The organism is Oleiphilus sp. HI0061, assembly GCF_001635675.1.
On record NZ_LWFE01001417.1, the window covers coordinates 1 to 2314 of the forward strand.

General features: G+C 42.4%; 2 protein-coding genes. One reads left to right on the forward strand and one right to left on the reverse strand.

The window, feature by feature from the left end; genetic code table 11:
- Nucleotides 1-400: 400 nt before the first annotated feature.
- Entirely contained in the window at nucleotides 401-1600 is a 1200-nt protein-coding gene (tyrS, locus tag A3735_RS22435; protein ID WP_068513052.1) for a tyrosine--tRNA ligase, read from the reverse strand.
- A 302-nt stretch (nucleotides 1601-1902) separates the two neighbouring features.
- Here tyrS and A3735_RS22440 point away from each other — a divergent pair.
- On the forward strand, nucleotides 1903-2314 hold a 412-nt coding region (locus A3735_RS22440), incomplete at its 3' end, for a LysM-like peptidoglycan-binding domain-containing protein (protein ID WP_197485978.1).

Below are 2314 nucleotides of genomic sequence, written 5' to 3' on the forward strand. Positions count from 1 at the left end.
TCGTTGACTTGATAATTTCTTAAGCAACATCCTCTCTAACAAGTTAGATCAGAGTGCTTTATCGTGAAATCATCTCAGCCAGCGCCCACACGAATTGCTTGGTTAATTTTTTAAAGAGCTTGCTTGAGATCCCTCAAGCGAGGCGCGTATTCTACAGCGTCTCATTTGCTTGTCAACGATTTTTTTTAATTTGTTTTCGAAGAAATTTAAATTCAAAACCGAAAACCAAAACCTTTAACAAGCGAAGATAAATTACTGATTTTAATCACTTAATTCATCCTCTATCTCCTTCAAACTTCGCCGCTTTCGAAGCGGTTCGTCTTAAGGAGGTGCGCATTATATAGAGCTGATTCTTTAGGTCAACACCTTTATCAAACTTTTTATAAATTAGTTTGTAACGCTATTTTAACGAGACTTTAGCTATCTTTTTCTTGCCCGCCTGAATCACATATATACCAGGCACCGACAACTTCAAGCTCGCCTCTACCTTCTCGCCTTCTACATAGACTGCACCGCGACCCAAGACATCTTTAGCTGCTGCACCATTCTTTACCAAAGCCGCCATTCTTAGTACAGCAGATACTGGCAACTCCGACTGCCCCTCAGCATCAACATCAACTTCCGGAACATTATCTGGAATCTCACCCAAACCGACTCGGTTGCCTGCCGAGTTATGCGCAGTCGCCGCCGACTCCGCATCATGGAAACGCTCAATGATTTCGCGCGCAAACAGATCTTTAACCTCTTGCGGGTTTCTCCCTTGCGCAACCTCTTGTTTAAGAACCTCTATCTCTGCCAATGACTTAAAGCTTAATAATTCATAGTAGCGCCAGATCATTTCATCAGGTAGCGATAGCAACTTCGTGTAAATCTCACCCGGCGCATCATTCACACCCACATAGTTATTGAGCGATTTGGACATTTTCTGGACACCATCCAAACCCTCTAATAAAGGCATCGTTAGAATTGTCTGAGGATCCATACCCGCATTTTTCTGCAAAGTACGCCCCATTAATAAGTTGAACTTTTGGTCAGTTCCACCCAATTCAACATCTGCCGCCATTGCAACCGAGTCATAACCTTGCACTAACGGGTACAAGAACTCATGAATTGCAATGGACTGCTCCCCTTTAAAGCGCTTACTAAAGTCATCACGCTCTAGCATTCTCGCTACAGTATATTGCCCGGCCAGCTTGATCATATCCGCAGCAGACATCTTCGACATCCATTCTGAGTTAAACATGACCGTTGTTAACTCAGGATCTAAAATTTTGAACACCTGCTCTTTATAGGTCTGCGCATTTTGCGCCACCTGCTCTTCAGTCAAAGGCGGCCGTGTAGCACTTTTACCGGTAGGATCACCAATCATGCCGGTAAAGTCACCAATCAAGAACAGCACCTCATGACCAAGATCCTGAAACTGCTTCAACTTATTAATGAGTACCGTATGCCCTAAATGTAAATCTGGAGCAGTTGGGTCAAATCCAGCTTTGACACGAAGTTTCTTCCCCGCCTCAAGCTTCTTTACTAAGTCTTCTTCTACTATTAACTCTTCAGCTCCGCGTTTAATAATTTCTAGAGCTTCTTGAACCGATCCCATCTTAAACTTCACCTTTCAACGCATACCAATAACAATCGAGAAACAATCGCGACATCAAAAAACAAACAAGTATATCATCTTTAACATTACTGTAAGCTTTATAAACAAACATTGACTTTGCTTGAACCCAGCTTACAACTATACTTATAGGAATATTTAACAGATTTTCACATTTTTATGTGACTTCTAAAAAGCATTAATACTCACTTTATTGAGTAAAGCAATTAATTAAAGCAGGCCAGACGTTGATTCACGCCTTTCCAAAAAAGCACATGATAGCCGCCAGCCTCACCGGCGCGGTAATGACACTTGTACTTGCACTGAGCCCTAGCAGCAAAGTCAATGCAACCAGAACGTCCATCGAGATTGATCTAGATAACCAGGTTTTGTCTAGCAGCGAGAGCGTTAAAGCATTAAACACGCAAGAGCCCAGCCAGCAGCCCCTGATTGCCAGCCCAACGCCTAAAGTCGAAAACTGGCAGAGTTTTGATATCAAATCAGGCAATACATTATCAACACTATTTGCTAAAGCCGGGTACAACGATAAAATCATGTACTCCGTTATACACTCGTCGAAAGCTGCAAAGCAGATTGCTAACATTTACCCTGGCGAAAAAATCGCCTTTCTTAACGATGAGAACGAGCAACTTTCCCAAATCAAACTGGTTCGCTCCCCCCTTAAGTCAATTGTATTTAAACGGGATGAAAACAATT

Excerpts from the sequence above, each read along its gene's own strand:
- tyrS (WP_068513052.1), bottom strand. The coding sequence starts at position 1,600 with ATGGGATCGGTTCAAGAAGCTCTAGAAATTATTAAACGCGGAGCTGAA.